Here is a 14,683-nt window from a genome sequence, read left to right on the forward strand (position 1 = left end):
CACGCTCGTGGAGCTGACACGCCGGAATCTCGGCAAGCTCGCAGTCGTCACCGGTGCCACCGCCGCGGCCGGGACCGCGGCGGGGTACGCGGTCAGCCGGCCCGCCGACGCCGCGGCGACCTGGAAGACCACCGGGACCGCCGTACCGGCACTGGCCAGTTTCGACAACCAGATGAAGGCCTTCATGCAGGCCCGGGGCGTGACCGGTGGTCAGCTCGCGGTCACCTACAAGGGTCGCCTGGTGCTGGCCCGCGGCTACAGCACGTCGACCGCGCTCGCCGTCCAGCCGACGTCGTTGTTCCGGATCGCGAGCCTGTCGAAGTCGTTCACCGCCGCCGCGATCGTGAAGCTCGTGCAGGACGGGAAGCTCGACCTGGCCACGCCGGTGGCGAACATCCTCGACATCACCCCGGCGAGCGGTCTGACCCGGGACCCGCGCTGGTCGAAGATCACACTGTGGAAGGTGCTCCAGCACCTCGGCGGCTGGGACCGGGACGTCTCCGGCGACCCGAACTGGAAGGACGCCACGATCTCCCGGACGCTCGGCGTACCGATGGAGCTGCGGTCGGCCGACGTGATCAAGTACGTCGCCGGCCAGAAGCTCGACTTCGACCCGGGCACGAAGTACGCCTACTCGAACTTCGGCTACACCCTGGCCGGCCGGGTGATCGAGAAGGTCAGCGGCCTCAGCTACGAGGACTACATCCAGCAGAAGCTGCTCACGCCGCTGAAGATCAAGCGGATGTCGCAGGGCTGGAGCATCGCGAAGCACACCGGCGAGACGTCGTACGACTCGCAGTACTCCGGTCCGACGGTGCTCGACATGTCGGGGAAGACCGTGCCCGCGGCCTACGGCTCGTTCAGCATGCGGATCCAGGACGCGAACGGCGGCTGGATCGCGAGTGCTCCGGACCTGGTCCGCTGGGCCAAGATGTTCGACGCGCCGTCGAGCGTGCTGAACAGCACCTCGCTCAGCCGCTTCTGGTCGAAGCCTTCGACAGGCGTCAACTCCGGCGGCTCGTACTACGGACTCGGCTGGCACGTCCGCCCGGTGACCACCGGCGGCACGGGCCGCAACACCTGGCACACCGGCAGCATGCCGGGCACGTTCACCATCCTCGTCCGCACCTACAACGGGATGAGCTGGGCCGCGCTCTTCAACCGCCGCGACGACGCCAGCGGCAAGTCGTACGGCGACATCGACGCGGCGCTGTGGACCGCGGCCGGCGCCGTGAAGTCCTGGCCGACGAACGACCTGTTCCCGCAGTACTTCAGCTAGGACGGCCGGCTGTTCGGCCCTCGACCTCCAGACAGCGACGCCCTCGCTGAGGCAGGATGTGGGACATGCCGGAGATTGTGGAGCGGGCCGAACAGCCGTACGTCGCGGTGCGGGCCAAGGCGACGGGAGACCTGCTGGCCTGGGCCGAGCAGGAGGGCCTGGAGTGGGACGCCGACGGCGACCGCTGGGGCGCTCGGCTCGAGGTCTACAAGTCCGACCCGCTCGAGGTCCCGGACCGGGACCAGTGGGAGACCGAGCTGCTCTTCCGCCTGCGAGGCTAAGGGGTGCCGACTGTTCTGGCCGGCCTCACCAAGCTGGACCCGGACCGCATCAGGCACGTCGCCTCACCGCTGATCGAGCTCGGCTGTGCCCTGCACGTCCTGGCCGAGCCGCGGCACCACGACCGCACCGAGTGGGCCGAGGGCGTCCAGCTGAGCAAGCCGCTGCGCAAGGAGCTGGCCGCCTGGACCTGGACGGTCCGTGCTGTCCGCGCCCGCTTCTTCGCCACGAGCTCGGCGACCGGTCTGCCGAGCTGGCAGGACGAGCTCGACGCACTGCGAGCCCGTACGCCGGAAGACCTGGCCGCTGAGCTGGTCCGCCCTCTCCGAGGCCGTCCGCTCAGCTCCCGCAGCACAGACACCGACGCCGTACGCCGGTGGGCGCGCAGCCGTGGCCGGGCCGTCGAGGAGCTGGTGGAGTCGCTGCTGACCGACCCGGCCGAGCCCGTCGCCCGGTTCCTCGCGCTGCTCGACTCCTGCTGGCACGAGTGGTTCGGCGAGCTCTGGACCGAGTCCCGCGACCAGCTGGCCGCCCGTGGCCGGCAGGACCGGGACCTGGCCGCTCGAGACGGTGTGACCACGATGCTCCGGTCGCTCGACGGTGCGGTGCACTCGCGGGACCCGGACAACGTCGTCGTACAGAAGGTGCAGAACAAGCGGATCGACCTGTCCACCCGCTCTCTGCTGCTGGTGCCGAGCAACTTCATCGCGCCGCACGTCTTCCTCGGCGAAGTACCAGGGGAGGCGCTGACGGTCATCTACCCGGCGGCGGCCAAGCGGACCGGCGTACCGGCTGCTCAGGTGATCAGGACCCGGCTGGAGGCGTTGGCCGCGCCGGACCGCCTGCAGATCTGCCGTGCGGTGGCCAGCGAGCCGCGGACGGCCGGAGAGATCGCAGCGCTCTGGGGACTGAACTCCACCCAGGTGACCCGGCACCTGCGAGCCCTGACGCGAGCAGGCCTGGTGACCGCCGAGCGGCAAGGCAGGTTCGTCGCGTACCGGCTGGACGAGCAGGTGATGCGTGCCCTCGGCACAGATCTGCTGGACCTCGTCATGCGTTGACGGATCCCGTCAATCCAACGCTGCCCTGCCCGCCGGAGCTGTTGGCTGGCAGCTATGACTGCTTCCCTCCCGCCCGAGGTCCGCCGGCTGGTGGTCGCCACGCTGGTCAACACCTTCGGCAACGGCGTGTACGCCGCCGTCGGCGCGCTCTACCTGACCCGCGCCGCCGGCCTGTCCGTCCACGAGGTCGGACTCGGCCTGACCGTCGCCGGACTCGTCGGCCTGATCGTCAGTACGCCGCTGGGCGTCGTCGCCGACCGCCTCGGACCGAACCGCGCGTACGTCGCCTTCCTGCTGCTGCAGGCCGTCACGATGACCGCGCTCACGCAGGTCCGCTCGTTTGGGCTGTTCGTCGCCGTCGTCGGGGTCACCGCGATCGCCGACTCCGGGCAGCGCGGCGCGAAGGGTGCGCTGATCGCCGGGCTCGTCCCGGCCGACCAGCGGGTCCGGACGCGGGCGCTGCTGCGGGTGACCACCAACATCGGCATGGGCGTGGGGATGGCGCTGGCCGGGATCGTGCTGGCGGTCGATCAACGCGAGGTCTACCTGATCGCCCTGTTCGCCAACGCGGCGACCTACGTTGTGACGGCCGGGCTGGTGCAGTGGGGGACGACTCGGATCGCGCCGGTGCCGTCGACCGCTGGGCCGTCCGGACTGACCGCGTTGAGGGACCGGTCGTTCCTGGCGTTCGTCGCGCTGGACGGGCTGCTCAGCATGCACAACGCGATGGCCCAGGTCGCGATCCCGCTGTGGGTGGCGACGGCGACGGATGCGCCGACGTGGGTGATCTCGGTGCTGCTGGTGGTCAACGCCGCCTCGGTGATCCTGTTGCAGCTGCGTGTTGCCCGGGGCACCGAACAGCTGGCCGGAGCGGCGAGGGCCGGGCGGCGAGCAGGCCTTCTGCTGGCGCTGGCCTGCGGAGTGCTGGCGATCACAGACATCACCTCGGGCTGGGTGACGATCGCCTTGCTGATCACGGCCGCGCTGGTGCACGTGCTGGGGGAGATGCTGCAGTCGGCCGGCGGCTGGGGGATCAGCTTCGAGCTGGCGCCGCCGGGAGGGCAGGGCCAGTACCAGGGCGCCTACGCGATGGGCACGCAGGTCGGCGACCTGGTGGCCCCGGTGGTGCTCACCGTTGTAGCGGTGAGCTGGGGATGGCCAGGTTGGTTGCTTACAGCCACTATCTTCCTGCTGGCCGGTGCGTTCATCCCGGTTGCGGTCCGGCGGCACCAGCAGTGGCAACCTTCAGTGCCTGTTCCTGCCTAGGGTGCAGCAGGTCGCGGAGCTCGCGGGCCGCTTGGAAGCCGGCGCGGTTGCCGCCGATGGTGCTGGCCGACGGCCCGTAGCCGACCAGGTGAACGCGTGGGTCGAGCACGGTGTGCGTGCCGTCCATCCGGATCCCACCCGACGCCTCGCGCAGGTGCAGCGGCGCGAGATGCGCGAGGTCCGCGCGGAACCCGGTCGCCCACAGGATCGCGTCGACCTTCTCCTCCCGCCCGTCGGCCCACACCACGCCTTCGGGTGTCACGCGCGAGAACATCGGCAGTCGCGTGTAGACCCCACGCTCGGACGCCGCCTGCTCCTGCTGCCGCAACTGCAAGCCGGTCACGCTCACCACGCTCTTCGGCGGCAGGCCGGCCCGCACCCGCTCCTCGACCTTCGCGATGATCTTCCGCCCGAGCTCCGGCCCGAACTCCTCGTCGGTGCGCCACACCGGCTCCCGCCGCGTCACCCACGTCGTGGACGCCACCTCGGAGATCTCCGCGAGCAGCTGTACGGCGGACGCGCCGCCGCCGACGACCAGCACGTGCTGCCCGGTGAACTCCTCGGCGCCGTTGTAGTCCGCGGTGTGCAGTTGCCGTCCCCGGAAGGTCTCGATTCCCGGGTACCACGGGATGAACGGCCGGTTCCAGGTCCCGGTCGCGTTCACGATCGCGTCGGCCGTGTAGGTGTCTCCGTTGGTGCTGAGCGAGAACCGCCCGTCGACAGACCGCACGCTCTCCACGATCACCGGCCGCACCACCGGCAGCTCGAACCGCTGCTCGTAGTCGGCGTAGTACCGCGGCACGAACACGTTCGCCCGCTCGGCGCCGATCGCCGGCGGTACGTCCGCGCCGGGCAGGTTCGCGATCCCGTGCACGTCGTCCATGGTCAGGGAGTCCCAGCGGTGCTGCCAGGCGCCGCCGGGGGCGTCGTTGCGGTCGAGCACCACCACCTCGTCGTACGGCGTGAAGCCCATCCTGACCAGGTGGTACGCCGCCGACAGCCCGGCCTGGCCGGCTCCGATCACCACGACTTGGGTATCCACAACCAGCACAACGCCCGTCCTGAGCCGGCTCTTCCCGGATAACCTCGAGGACATGGACCTCACCTCGGCGTACGGCTACCGCCTGGACTGGGTGGTCAGCTTCGTCGCCGTCGCCCGGAACGGCGGCTTCTCGGCGGCCGCGAAGGCGGTGTTCCGCGGGCAGTCGCGGATCAGCGAGCACGTCGCGGAGCTCGAGAAGGCGCTCGGCGTGCAGTTGTTCGACCGCTCGGCGCACCCGGTCGCGCTGACGCCGGAGGGTCGCGCCTTGCTGCCCGCGGCCGAGGAGATCCTGCACCGGCTCGGTGAGTTGGCGACCGTACGGGGTCAGGTCCGCTTCGGGACGTATCCGAGCGCGGCCGCCTGGCTGTTTCCGCAGGTCGCCGTCCGGGTGAAGGACGTGCACCTGTTGCTGGTCGAGGGTCCGAGCATCGAGCTGGAGCGCGCGCTCGTCCAGGGCGAGATCGATCTGGCGATCCGGCCGGTGCACCCGCTCGTGGCGTCGGAGTCGCTGGAGCACCGGGTGCTCTGGCGTGAACCGCTCGTCGCGGTGTTCGCGGCCAACCACCCGCTGGCCGCTCAGCCGTCGGTCGGTCTCGCGGAGCTGGCCGCGCTTCCGCTGATCTCGATCGGCGAGGCCTCGGGCGGACGCCAGTTCGAGTCCCACCTGGCCTTCGCGTCAGCCGGCCTGAGCCCGGCCAGTGTCTACCGCACGAACCAGCCGCAGACCTTGTTGTCCCTGGTCCGTCACGGTCTCGGCACCGGCGTCACCAATGCCCTGGCTGTCACCACCGCCAACCTGGACGGCGTCCGCCTGGTCCCGATCCACGACGCCGGCGTCGAGCGGCAGGTCGCCCTCTTCCTCCACCGCGACCGACCCCGTACGCCGGCCCTGACCGCGGTGATCGACATGGTCACCGCGATCGACCCGCCCACCTCAGGCGTCAGGTAGAGAAGCCCCGGCCAGCTCCAAACACTGTGCAAGTAGCTTGTCCTGCACATCCGTGGCGTAAGCCTGCTCATTCAGATTGACCACCGCACGCTTCTGGAAGAACCGCCCCGACACCACCGCCTCCGGGTCCTCCGACACCGCCAGCCACACCGGCGTATCGGCGCCCTCGGCAACCGTCAGCGGCGCGGCGTACCCGCTCATCTTCGTCGAGACCCAGCCCGGGTGCACGGCGTTGATCAGCGACCCAGGCCACTTCCGCGCCAGCGCGAAGGCGAGCGCCGCCATCACCAGCTTCGAGTCCGCGTACGCCGCGTCCCCGGTCCAGCCCTTGGCGTGCTGCAGGTCGTCGAGCCGGATGTTCCCGCGCACGATCGAGTCCGAGCTGACGAACACCGACCGCCGCGGCACCGGCAGCAGCGCGGTCAGCAGCAGGGGAGCGAGCGCGTTGATCTGGAACAGCCGCTCCAGCCCGTCGCCCGTCACCGGCCGGGTCGTCTCATCGGTCCCCGTCCCCGCGTTGTGCACCACGACCTCCGGCGCACCGAGCGCCCGTACGGCGGCCGCCATCTCCCGCGTCGACTCCAGCGACGCGAGGTCGCCGAGCACCACCTCACCGGACAACCCGCTGGCCCGCTCGGCGTTCCGCGCGTGCCGGATCACGTCGTGCCCTTGCCGCGCGAGCTCGGCCGCGATCTCCGCACCGATCCCGTCGTTCGAGCCTGTCACCAGAATCCGTGTCATCGCTGTCCTCCCACCAGAACCGGAACGCCGTCGGGCGCGACCAGACGTTGCCCACCCGGCGCGTCCTCAACCATCAGCCCGAGCTGCCGCGGTCCCAGGACGGCAGTCCCGGCCGCGCTCAGATCGTTGGCCTCGACCGGTACGTCGAAGCTGAACACCTCGAGCACCGCGTCACCCGCCTGCAGGTACGTCATCAGGAACCCGCGCGGATCCCCGTGGTGCCGGATGTCCCCGATCACCTCGAACCCGAACCGGTCCCGCCAGAACGCCAGTGCCGCGTCCAGGTCCGACACCGTCACCGCGACGTGGTCGAACCGCGGCTGCTCCTCGGGCACCTGCTGTGCCTCAGCCTCGGCGAGCGCGGCCGAGCCGATCCGCTGGTAGCTCAGGTTGCCCTGGATGAACTCGAGCCGCGCGCCGTCCGGATCCAGGAAGAACGCGATCCGTACGTCGCCGAGCACGTCGGCCGGCTGCGACAGCACCGTCACGCCTGCCGCCTCCAGCCGGGCGATCTCGGCGTCCACCGCGCCCACCTTGAAGCCGAGGTGCCGGATCCCGCCCTGCAGATCCTCGTTGCGCCAGCCGCCCTGGTTGCCCGAGGCATCGACCTCCACCAGGTCCAGCAGCACCGTGCCGCGACCGACCGTCAGCCGGCCGTCGCGCACACCTGAGGTGGGGGAGAACCCCAGCAACCCTTCGTAGAACGCCTGTGACCGTTCGAGATCACGGCAGCCGAGCTCGACCCGGCGCAGTCGGTTGACCATGCCCGGACCCTACCGTGACCGCTCACAGAATGTCTGCCCCTCCGGCCGGAAAGAAAGGCCTGGAGCCTTGACAGCAGCTCCGCCGCACGCCAATTCTGTGATCGCTCACAGAAATCCGTGAGCGTTCACAGACTCGACCGATCGTGAGGGCATCATGGATCACTCTTTCGACCGACGCAGGTTCCTGCGCGGGGTCGGCGGGCTCGGACTGGTCGCGGCGCTACCTGGTGGGCTCGCCGCGTGCTCCAGCTCCGACGACGACCCGGCCGCCGCACCCCAGCCGTCCGGTGACCCGGACGCGCCGGCCAAGCTGACGTTCTGGACCTGGACGACCGGGATCGACAAGGTCGTCGCGCTCTGGAACCAGCAGAACCCGACCCAGCAGGTCACCGTCAGCGCGCAGGCCCAGGGCGAGGAGCTGCTGACCAAGATCGTCACCGCCCACCGCGCGGGCAACCCGCCGGACCTGATCCACGCCGAGTACCAGGCGCTGCCGGTGCTGATCACGAACGGCGTGACGGCGGACCTGAGCGGGCTGGCCGCCGAGGTGAAGGGGGCGTTCACCGACGGGACCTGGGGCCTGACCTCGTTCGGCGGCAAGACGTACGCGATCCCGCAGGACGTCGGGCCGATGATGCTCTACTACCGCGAGGACCTGTTCCAGCAGTTCGGGCTGACCGTGCCGAAGACCTGGGACGAGTTCGGCGCGCTGGCCGAGCAGGTGCGCGGCAAGGACTCCAAGCGGTACCTCGCGACGTTCTCGTCCGGCGACCCGGGCTGGTTCGCCGGGCTGGCCGAGCAGGCCGGGGCGAACTGGTGGGCCAACGACAACGGCACCTGGTCGGTCACCATCAACGACGAGCCGACCAAGAAGATGGCCAAGTTCTGGGGCGACCTGGTCAACGCCGGATCCCTGCAGGGCAAGCCGATGTACACGCCGGAGTGGAACAAGGCGATGAGCGACGGGACCCTGTTGGCCTGGCCGAGCGCGGTCTGGGGCGCCGGCGTCCTGGAAGGTGTCGCGCCGACCACCAAGGGCAAGTGGAAGATGGTCCCGATGCCGCAGTGGGACGCCACGCCCGTGACCGGCTTCTGGGGCGGCTCGGCGACCGCGATCGCGGCCAAGTCGAAGCAGACCGCGCAGGCGCAGAAGTTCGTCAAGTGGCTCAACACCGACCCGGCCGCGCTCGAGGCCTTCGTGACTTCCGGCGGGATCTACCCGGCGGCGACGGCCGGTCAGTCGACGCCGGCGCTGGCCAAGGCGCCGGCCATGATGCCGAACCAGCCCACGTTCTTCACCGAGGCCGCGGCGATCGCGAAGACCGCGCGCGGGTTCACCTGGGCGCCGAACGTCAACGTCACCTACAGCCAGTACTCCGACCTGTTCGCCAAGGCGGTGCAGTCCAAGGGCGACTTCGCCGCCGCCGTCGACCAGCTGCAGGCGGCCTCGGTCGCGGACCTGAAGAAGCAGGGCTTCCAGGTCAAGGAGTCCTGAGGTGACGTCCGTTCCGTTGACCACCCGAGGCCGCCGTCCGCGGCGCCAAGGTGGGCCGGCGCCGTACGTGTTGATGCTCCCGGCAATCATCCTGCTGGTGCTGTTCCTGCTGATCCCGATCGGCTACACGCTCTGGCTCAGCCTGCGGGCGTCCCGGGTCACCGGCGGCGGGCTCGGGCTGCGCAAGGAGTCGTTCGTCGGGCTGGCCAACTACGCCGGCGCGATCACCGACTCGGCGTACGCGCAGTCGGTGCTCCGGATGCTCGGGTACGGCGTGATCGTGGTCCCGGTGATGCTCGGGCTCGCGCTGCTGTTCGCGCTGCTGCTCGACTCGCAAGGCGCCCGGCTGAAGTCGTTCACCCGGCTCGGCATCTTCCTTCCGTACGCCGTACCAGGGGTGATCGCGTCACTGCTGTGGGGTTTTCTCTACCTGCCCGGCGTGAGCCCGATCCGGGCGACGCTGGAGAAGATCGGGCTGCCCGCGCCGGACTTCCTCGGGCCGGACACCGTGCTGTTCTCGGTCGCCAACATCGGCGTCTGGGGCGGTGTCGGCTTCAACATGATCGTGCTCTACACCGCCCTGCGCGGCCTGCCCGAGGAACTGCAGGACGCGGCCCGCGTGGACGGTGCGAGCGAGCTGCAGATCGCGTTGCGGATCAAGGTGCCGCTGATCGCGCCGGCGCTGGTGATGACCGGGATCTTCTCGCTGATCTCGTCGCTGCAGGTGTTCAGCGAGCCGTCCACGCTGCAACCGCTGACCGACTCGATCTCGTTCACCTGGGTGCCGCTGATGACGATCTACCGCGACGCGTTCGTGAACAACGACATCTACACCGCGGCCGCCGCCTCGGTGCTGCTCGCGGCCGGTACGCTGGCGGTCTCGCTGGCGGTGCTGAGCTTCCTGCAGAAGCGAGCCTTCGGGGAGGACCGATGAGCACCGCCGTCCTGGAGCGCTCGGCTCCCGCCGTACGGACCACTGCCCGCCGGCCACGCAAGACGCGCTACGTCTCGACGGCGATCTTGTTGCTCGGGGCCCTTTACTGCCTGATGCCGGTGGTGTGGGTCGTGATCGCCGCGACCAAGGGACCGAACGACCTGTTCACCACGTTCTCGTTCTGGCCGAGCTTCAACGGCGGCTTCGAGTACAACCTGCGCACGCTGCTGGCGTTCCGCGACGGCATCTTCTGGAACTGGGCCCTCAACAGCCTCCTGTACGCCGGTGCCGGCGCGCTGCTGTCGGTCGCGGTCTCGGTGACCGCGGGCTACGCGCTGGCCAAGTACCGGTTCGCCGGGCGGGAGGCGCTGTTCCGCTGCATCCTGGCCGGCGTCCTGGTCCCGCAGATCACGCTCGCCGTCCCGCAGTACCTGCTGATGTCGAAGCTCGGTCTGGTGAACTCGTACTGGTCGGTGCTGCTGCCGAGCATCATCAGCCCGTACTGCATCTACCTGTCCCGGATCTACGCCGCGGCGGTGGTCTCCGACGACATGCTGGAGGCGGGCCGGATCGACGGCGCGGGGGAGTACCGGCTGGCCTGGTCGATCGGTCTGCCGCCGATGATCCCGGGCATGATCACGGTGTTCCTGCTGCAGTTCGTCGCGATCTGGAACAACTTCCTGCTGCCCTACATCATGATCTCCGACGACCGGCACTTCCCGATGACGGTCGGGCTGTTCTCGATGCTAAACCAGGGCGCCAGCCAGCCGGCGCTGTACTCGCTGGTGATCATGGGCGCCTTCCTCTCGGTGCTGCCGCTGATCGCGCTCTTCCTGTTCCTGCAGCGCTACTGGCGCATCGACCTGGTCAGCGGCTCCGTCAAGGGCTGAACCCCACACACTCTCTCTGGAGGATCTCCATGTCTGACGCACGTTTTCCCGACGGCTTCGTCTGGGGCGCTGCGACCGCGGCGTACCAGGTGGAGGGCGCGGTGGACGCCGACGGGCGCGGCCCGTCGATCTGGGACACGTTCTGCAAGGTCCCGGGGGCCATCGCCGGCGGGGACACCGGGGACGTCGCGTGCGACCACTACCACCGGTACCCCGAGGACGTCGCGCTGATGGCCGGCCTGGGCCTCGGCGCGTACCGGTTCTCGATCGCCTGGCCGCGGATCCAGCCGGACGGTTCGGGTGCGCTCAACCAGAAGGGCCTGGACCACTACCGCCGCGTGGTGGACGAGCTGCTCGCGCGCGACCTCACGCCGTACGTGACGCTGTACCACTGGGACCTGCCGCAAGCCCTGCAGGACAAGGGCGGCTGGGCCGCGCGTGACACGGCGTACAGGTTCTCCGAGTACGCCGGGGTGGTGCACGACGCACTGGGCGACGTGGTGAAGCAGTGGATCACGCTGAACGAGCCGAAGGTGTCCAGCCATGCCGGGTACGGCAGTGGCATCCATGCGCCGGGCATCCAGGACCAGGAGCTGCGCAACCGGTCAGTGCACCACCTGCTGCTCGCGCACGGGCTGGGCCTGCAGGTGCTGCGTGACGGTCGCCATGCCTCCGGCCAGTCGGTGGGGCTGACGCTGGACGTCAGTCCGGTCGAGGGGGCGACCAGCTCCGAGGCCGACCAGGCTGCAGCGCGCAGGCTGGACGGCGACAGCCACCGGCTGTTCCTCGACCCGGTACTGCGGGGCGTCTACCCGGAGGACGTGATGGAGCAGCTGGGCGGGTTCGAGTGGGTGCAGGAGGGAGACCTGCCGCTGATCAGCGCGCCGATCGACTTCCTGGGCATCAACTACTACCGGCGGATGCTGGTCGAGGCCAGCGAGACCGGACCGCTCTACGCCAAGACCGTGCTGCCCGAGGGAGTCCCGGTCACGTCGGTCGACTGGCCGGTGCAGCCGGACGGGCTGCGCGAGGTGGTCGCCGGCCTCACTGCGGCGTACGACGGACTGCCGCCGCTCTACATCACGGAGAACGGCGCGGCGTACGACGACGTACCGGCTGCTGACGGCTCGGTCGACGACCCGCTGCGCGTGGACTACCTGCAGGGGCACCTGCTCGCGCTGCACCAGGCGATCCAGGACGGGGTGGACGTGCGCGGCTACTTCGTCTGGACGCTGCTGGACAACTTCGAGTGGGCGGAGGGATTCGCCAAGCGTTTCGGAGTGGTCCACGTCGACTACGCGACGCAGCTGCGGACTCCGAAGACCAGCGCGGGCTGGCTCGGTCAGGTGGCTCGCGACAACGCCGTACCCCGGCGGTGACCGGGCCGACGGCGGCCGCCTGAGATGATGAGGCCGCGCCAGGGCACAACGAGGAGTGGGACACGTGGCAGGCAGGACGTCATCCAGGACCAAGGCCGAACCGCCGGTGGTCCATCCCAAGTCCCGTGGCGCGGCCCGGCGGGCGATGCGGCGTGGTCCGACCATCGACGACGTCGCCGAGCTGGCCGGGGTCTCCCGGGGCACGGTCTCCCGGGTGCTGAACGGTGGCCACTACGTCAGCGCCGCGTCGCTGGAGGCCGTGCAGCAGGCGATGGAGCAGTCCGGTTACACGGTCAACCAGAGCGCTCGCAGCCTGGTCACCAAGCAGTCCAACGCGATCGGCTTCGTGCTGTCCGAGCCGCAGGAGCGCCTGTTCGAGGACCCGAACTTCAGCGTGCTGCTGCGCTCGTGCACGCAGGCACTGGCCGAGCAGGACGTCAACCTGGTGCTGATGCTGGAGACCAGCGACGAGGAGCGCAACCGCATCCTGCGCTACGTCCGCGGTGAGCACGTCGACGGTGTCCTGCTGATCTCCACGCACTCCGGCGACCCGCTGATCACCGAGCTGGCCCGCGCCGGCGTACCGGCTGTGGCGTGTGGACGCCCGCTGGTCCCTGGCGACGTGCTGCCGTACGTCGCTGCCGACGACCGGGAAGGCGCCCGGCAGATGACCCGGTACCTGGTCGAGCAGGGGCACCAGCGGATCGGCATGATCAGCGCGCCGCAGATCGCCGGTGGGCAGGAGCGGCTGCAGGGCTACCAGGACGTGCTCGGCCGGAAGGCGCTGAAGCGGCTGGTGGTGTCCGTGGACGACTACAGCCATGAGGCCGGCGTACGGGCTATGCACGAGCTGCTGGCCAAGAGTCCCGACCTGGATGCGGTCTTCGCTGCCTCGGACCTGCTCGCGTCGGGTGCACTGGTTGAGCTGCGGCGGGCTGGGCGACGGGTGCCGGACGACGTGGCCGTCGGCGGCTTCGACGACTCGCGCATCGCGCGCGAGTCCGACCCACCGCTCACCACGATCCGCCAGCCGCTCGAGCTGGTCGCCCGTGACATGGTCGACGTCCTGCTCCGCCAGATCCGCGGCGAGGAAGCCGGCACCCGCATCCTGCCCACCGAACTGGTCATCCGCGAGTCCGCCTAGCGGATGAACTGGTCGACGTAGTCCGCGCCGAGGCCGTTGGCGGCGTAGTGGTCGCGGCAGAGCTGGATCTTGGTGAAGGTGTCCTCGTAGCCGATCTGGTTGCCGTCGTCGTCGACGTAGATCATCGCGCCGGAGATGTTGAAGAACGTGATCATCTCGCCGGTGTCCTCGGGCACTCGCAGCGTGTGGATCTCGCCGGGCGGCTCGTAAACGAACGAGCCGGTCTCGGCGACCCACTCGTGCTCGTCGTACTGCCACTTGCCCTTGATCACGTAGCCGAACACCGCGCTCGGGTGCCGGTGCCGCGAGACGATGCCGGACCGGGTGACCTTCAGCAGGTTGCACCACTGGCCGGTGATCGTGTTCAGCATCAGCGGGCGGAACCACACGTCGGGCGCCTGCGGGACCCAGATGCGGTCGTCGTCGGGCACCGCCTGGACGGCGATCTCCAACGGTACGGCGGTCGAGATGGGGATCTGGCTCACGAGGTCTCCTTCAGGCGCTCAGGTAGCCGCCGTCGACGGGCAGGACGGCACCGGTGACGAAGCCCGCGTCGGGGCCGGTGAGAAAGGCGATCGCGCCGGCCACCTCGGCCGCCGTCCCCCAGCGGGCCATCGGGGTCCGGCCGAGGATGCGGTCGGAGGCTTCCGGGTCCGCCTGCAGCGCGGCGGTCAGGTCGGTCGCGATCCAGCCGGGCGCGACCGCGTTCACGCGGATGCCCTCGGCCGCCCAGGCGACCGCGAGCGAGCGGGTCAGCTGGACGATGCCGCCCTTGCTGGCGCTGTACGCCGGGACGAGCGGGCCGCCGAAGTAGCTCAGCATCGAGGCGACGTTGACGATGCAGCCCTTGGTGGCGGCCAGTGCGTCGTGCGCGGCCTCGGCGGCACGCATCGCGCCGGTCAGGTTGATCGCGAGCACCTCGGCGAACACCTCCGGCCGGTGCTCGTCGCCGCGGCGGATGATGCCGGCGGCGTTGACGAGCACGTCCAGTTCGCCGTACGGCGTGAGGAGGTCCTCCAGGTCGGTCGGCGAGCGGAGGTCGAGCGCGCGGAGCTCCGCCACCTGACGAAGCTCCGCGGGCGCCGCGGCCGGGTTGAGGCCGGCCGCGACCACTGTCGCCCCGTCGCGCGCCAGCCGCAGTGCGGCGGCGGCACCGATCCCGCTGGTCCCGCCGATCACCAAGGCTGTCCGCATGGGTTGATCCTGTCGATCGCCACCACCCCCGACCACCACCTTCCGGAAGCCGGATAGGTCCGATCCGGGCGTTGGTGCTGCCGGCCAGAAGAAGCGGGGGAGCCGCAGCCGGTGGAAGAAGCGGGAGCAGGGGCCGGCCGGACGGAAGGGGCGGGAGCCGGGGGCGGTGGGATGGAAGAAGCGGGAGCAGAGGTGCGGCCGGACCAAAGGGGGGAGCCGGGGGCGGACAGAAAGATGAAGCGGGGGAAGCCGGGGGGAGGGCCCGG

The 14,683-nt window shown here is 70.0% G+C and carries 15 protein-coding genes; 10 read left to right on the top strand and 5 right to left on the bottom strand.

Annotated elements, in window-relative coordinates; genetic code table 11:
- The first annotated feature begins 7 nt into the window (after positions 1 to 7).
- The 4 genes from ACLQ2O_RS17185 to ACLQ2O_RS17200 all read left to right on the top strand — a co-directional run bounded on the left by ACLQ2O_RS17185 (position 8) and on the right by ACLQ2O_RS17200 (position 3,885).
- Positions 8 to 1,279, top strand: a complete 1,272-nt coding sequence (locus ACLQ2O_RS17185; RefSeq protein ID WP_425832356.1) for a serine hydrolase domain-containing protein — start codon at positions 8 to 10, stop codon at positions 1,277 to 1,279.
- 65 nt (positions 1,280 to 1,344) lie between these two features.
- On the top strand, positions 1,345 to 1,560 hold the full coding sequence (locus ACLQ2O_RS17190) for a hypothetical protein (RefSeq protein ID WP_425832358.1): 216 nt from the start codon (positions 1,345 to 1,347) through the stop codon (positions 1,558 to 1,560).
- Between the two features lie 3 nt (positions 1,561 to 1,563).
- Positions 1,564 to 2,619, top strand: a complete 1,056-nt coding sequence (locus ACLQ2O_RS17195) for a DUF5937 family protein (protein ID WP_425832360.1) — start codon at positions 1,564 to 1,566, stop codon at positions 2,617 to 2,619.
- Positions 2,620 to 2,673: 54 nt separating this feature from the next.
- Positions 2,674 to 3,885: an MFS transporter gene (locus ACLQ2O_RS17200; RefSeq protein WP_425832362.1), complete on the top strand. Its 1,212-nt coding sequence runs from the start codon at positions 2,674 to 2,676 to the stop codon at positions 3,883 to 3,885.
- Here the strand turns inward: ACLQ2O_RS17200 and ACLQ2O_RS17205 are convergent.
- Complete coding sequence (locus ACLQ2O_RS17205; RefSeq protein WP_425832364.1) at positions 3,824 to 4,936, bottom strand: FAD-dependent oxidoreductase; 1,113 nt, start codon at positions 4,934 to 4,936, stop codon at positions 3,824 to 3,826. The two genes, ACLQ2O_RS17200 and ACLQ2O_RS17205, sit on opposite strands and share 62 nt — an antisense overlap.
- Positions 4,937 to 4,979: 43 nt before the next feature.
- On the opposite strand from ACLQ2O_RS17205, the gene ACLQ2O_RS17210 reads away from it, so the two are divergent.
- Positions 4,980 to 5,876, top strand: a complete 897-nt coding sequence (locus ACLQ2O_RS17210) for a LysR family transcriptional regulator (protein ID WP_425832366.1) — start codon at positions 4,980 to 4,982, stop codon at positions 5,874 to 5,876.
- On the opposite strand, the gene ACLQ2O_RS17215 is transcribed toward ACLQ2O_RS17210, so the two are convergent.
- Entirely contained in the window at positions 5,862 to 6,617 is a 756-nt protein-coding gene (locus ACLQ2O_RS17215) for an SDR family NAD(P)-dependent oxidoreductase (protein ID WP_425832368.1), read from the bottom strand. The two genes, ACLQ2O_RS17210 and ACLQ2O_RS17215, sit on opposite strands and share 15 nt — an antisense overlap.
- Positions 6,614 to 7,381 carry a VOC family protein gene (locus ACLQ2O_RS17220; protein ID WP_425832370.1) on the bottom strand — a complete coding sequence of 256 codons (768 nt, stop codon included), beginning with the start codon at positions 7,379 to 7,381 and terminating at the stop codon, positions 6,614 to 6,616. Before ACLQ2O_RS17220 ends, ACLQ2O_RS17215 begins: the two co-directional genes overlap by 4 nt.
- A gap of 154 nt (positions 7,382 to 7,535) precedes the next feature.
- On the opposite strand from ACLQ2O_RS17220, the gene ACLQ2O_RS17225 reads away from it, so the two are divergent.
- The 5 genes from ACLQ2O_RS17225 (at position 7,536) to ACLQ2O_RS17245 (ending at position 13,223) form a co-directional block, all read left to right on the top strand.
- Positions 7,536 to 8,876, top strand: coding sequence for an ABC transporter substrate-binding protein (locus tag ACLQ2O_RS17225; RefSeq protein WP_425832372.1), 1,341 nt, complete (start codon positions 7,536 to 7,538; stop codon positions 8,874 to 8,876).
- A 1-nt stretch (position 8,877) separates the two neighbouring features.
- On the top strand, positions 8,878 to 9,810 hold the full coding sequence (locus ACLQ2O_RS17230; protein WP_425832373.1) for a carbohydrate ABC transporter permease: 933 nt from the start codon (positions 8,878 to 8,880) through the stop codon (positions 9,808 to 9,810).
- On the top strand, positions 9,807 to 10,700 hold the full coding sequence (locus tag ACLQ2O_RS17235; RefSeq protein WP_425832375.1) for a carbohydrate ABC transporter permease: 894 nt from the start codon (positions 9,807 to 9,809) through the stop codon (positions 10,698 to 10,700). Before ACLQ2O_RS17230 ends, ACLQ2O_RS17235 begins: the two co-directional genes overlap by 4 nt.
- Before the next feature lie 29 nt (positions 10,701 to 10,729).
- Positions 10,730 to 12,079: a GH1 family beta-glucosidase gene (locus tag ACLQ2O_RS17240; RefSeq protein WP_425832377.1), complete on the top strand. Its 1,350-nt coding sequence runs from the start codon at positions 10,730 to 10,732 to the stop codon at positions 12,077 to 12,079.
- A gap of 64 nt (positions 12,080 to 12,143) precedes the next feature.
- Positions 12,144 to 13,223, top strand: a complete 1,080-nt coding sequence (locus ACLQ2O_RS17245; protein ID WP_425832379.1) for a LacI family DNA-binding transcriptional regulator — start codon at positions 12,144 to 12,146, stop codon at positions 13,221 to 13,223.
- Here ACLQ2O_RS17245 and ACLQ2O_RS17250 read toward each other — a convergent pair.
- Together ACLQ2O_RS17250 and ACLQ2O_RS17255 are read right to left on the bottom strand one after the other, a co-directional pair.
- Positions 13,220 to 13,708: a 2,4'-dihydroxyacetophenone dioxygenase family protein gene (locus ACLQ2O_RS17250; protein ID WP_425832381.1), complete on the bottom strand. Its 489-nt coding sequence runs from the start codon at positions 13,706 to 13,708 to the stop codon at positions 13,220 to 13,222. The genes ACLQ2O_RS17245 and ACLQ2O_RS17250 overlap by 4 nt on opposite strands.
- Before the next feature lie 10 nt (positions 13,709 to 13,718).
- Positions 13,719 to 14,417 carry an SDR family NAD(P)-dependent oxidoreductase gene (locus ACLQ2O_RS17255; protein WP_425832383.1) on the bottom strand — a complete coding sequence of 233 codons (699 nt, stop codon included), beginning with the start codon at positions 14,415 to 14,417 and terminating at the stop codon, positions 13,719 to 13,721.
- Positions 14,418 to 14,683 lie beyond the last annotated feature (266 nt).

It is taken from the genome of Kribbella sp. DT2 (assembly GCF_049844575.1).
Lineage (GTDB): Bacteria > Actinomycetota > Actinomycetes > Propionibacteriales > Kribbellaceae > Kribbella.

Bases quoted from the DNA above. Each gene is read 5' to 3' on its own strand.
- ACLQ2O_RS17190 (WP_425832358.1), top strand. From the start codon at position 1,345: ATGCCGGAGATTGTGGAGCGGGCCGAACAGCCGTACGTCGCGGTGCGG.
- ACLQ2O_RS17200 (WP_425832362.1), top strand. From the start codon at position 2,674: ATGACTGCTTCCCTCCCGCCCGAGGTCCGCCGGCTGGTGGTCGCCACG.
- ACLQ2O_RS17210 (WP_425832366.1), top strand. From the start codon at position 4,980: ATGGACCTCACCTCGGCGTACGGCTACCGCCTGGACTGGGTGGTCAGC.
- ACLQ2O_RS17215 (WP_425832368.1), bottom strand. From the start codon at position 6,617: ATGACACGGATTCTGGTGACAGGCTCGAACGACGGGATCGGTGCGGAG.
- ACLQ2O_RS17220 (WP_425832370.1), bottom strand. From the start codon at position 7,381: ATGGTCAACCGACTGCGCCGGGTCGAGCTCGGCTGCCGTGATCTCGAA.
- ACLQ2O_RS17225 (WP_425832372.1), top strand. From the start codon at position 7,536: ATGGATCACTCTTTCGACCGACGCAGGTTCCTGCGCGGGGTCGGCGGG.
- ACLQ2O_RS17235 (WP_425832375.1), top strand. From the start codon at position 9,807: ATGAGCACCGCCGTCCTGGAGCGCTCGGCTCCCGCCGTACGGACCACT.
- ACLQ2O_RS17240 (WP_425832377.1), top strand. From the start codon at position 10,730: ATGTCTGACGCACGTTTTCCCGACGGCTTCGTCTGGGGCGCTGCGACC.
- ACLQ2O_RS17255 (WP_425832383.1), bottom strand. From the start codon at position 14,417: ATGCGGACAGCCTTGGTGATCGGCGGGACCAGCGGGATCGGTGCCGCC.